2 protein-coding genes are annotated in these 1,372 nt (G+C 25.4%); both read right to left on the minus strand.

All coding sequences use genetic code 11. The features are described from left to right. The coding region (locus PTI45_RS01160) for a glycosyltransferase family 2 protein (protein WP_139129195.1) at positions 1–1,131 on the minus strand (1,131 nt) is incomplete at its 3' end. Positions 1,132–1,140: 9 nt separating this feature from the next. Then, positions 1,141–1,372, minus strand: a 232-nt coding sequence (locus PTI45_RS23990) for a hypothetical protein (protein ID WP_175425096.1), incomplete at its 5' end; no start/stop codon positions are given.

Below are 1,372 nucleotides of genomic sequence, written 5' to 3' on the forward strand. Positions count from 1 at the left end.
ATCGTATACTGTATAATTCAAATTTCTTGTACGATACTTTTTAATCTTAGATTCATATTCAGACAAGTTAATCATAATAACTTTAAAATGATCTTGATTAGAATTTAAGTTCAAATTCTTATAATTTTTTTCAAGATCATTTTCGTGTTGCCAATAGCCAAAATAAAGTAATAATGTCTTAATATTTTTATTTGAATTAACTTTAAGATTAAAAGCTCCATTGAATGCACCTTCATGTACTTCCAACGAATTGTCTTTTTGTAACACATAATTTTGTAAAGCATTTTTTCCTGCTAACAATGCATATGATTTAGCTGAGTAACTAGCAGCAGTTGAATTTTCAGTTATCCTCCAATGATATAACACTTTAGAGATATGATGAATATATTCTGCTTTTGAAGTTAATCTTAGAATAAAATCATAATCTTGACTTCCATCAAATTCACTATTAAATTCTCCTACTTCTAGAAGCAACGAGGTTTTGAATACTAAAAAATGACAAATGTAATTATAACTTAATAACATATCTGGAGACCAATCTGGTTTTTTATGCATGCTAATATGCTTACCAGTGTTACCAATAATTTTATCTTCATCCGAATAAATTACATCAGCTTCATATTTATTAATTATTAATACAACTTCGTAAAGTGCATCTTTTGTTAATAAATCATCATGATCAAGTAAACCTATATATTCACCTGTCGCTAATTTTAAAGCAAGGTTAGTATTTTCAGCTATACCATGATTGATTTCTGAATAATCATAAATTATTTTATCACTTTTTGCTTTGAAACTATTTATTACTTTTTCAACATTATTATCTGTACTTCCTCCATTGAAAAGACATAACTCAAAATTAGTATAAGTTTGAGCTAAAACAGACTCTATCATTTGTTCAAGAAAAAGAGAGTCAGTATTATATATAGGAACTACAATACTGATTTTAGGCATTTTTATAAATTTTTTTTCTTTTTGACTATTAAAGTAATCTTCAGTTTGATCTTTGAAAACTATATTTGAAAAAGATCGATAAATCCACTTCTCATTTATGTTAGAAAAACTTTTTTTTATTCCAAATTTATGAATCAATTTAAATACTTGAATAATCCGATAAAACTTATTAATCATAATTTACTCCTACCTATTTTTTATAAACCTTAATAATTCAAAAAGAAAAATAGTTAAAATACTAAAGAATACTCCATTGATTATAATATCTAGCATTTCAAACTGAATTTGGTAAACTAACTTTCCTACTAAGCTTCCTTCTTCATGTTTTCCTAAAAAAGATAAATTTCCATTCTGTAGATTATCATTATCTTTCCATAAAGTTATGGCTTTGGTTGGATCTTTTGTATCAGTAGTTAAC

Source organism: Paenibacillus nuruki (assembly GCF_001721045.1).
Lineage (GTDB): Bacteria > Bacillota > Bacilli > Paenibacillales > Paenibacillaceae > Saccharibacillus > Saccharibacillus nuruki.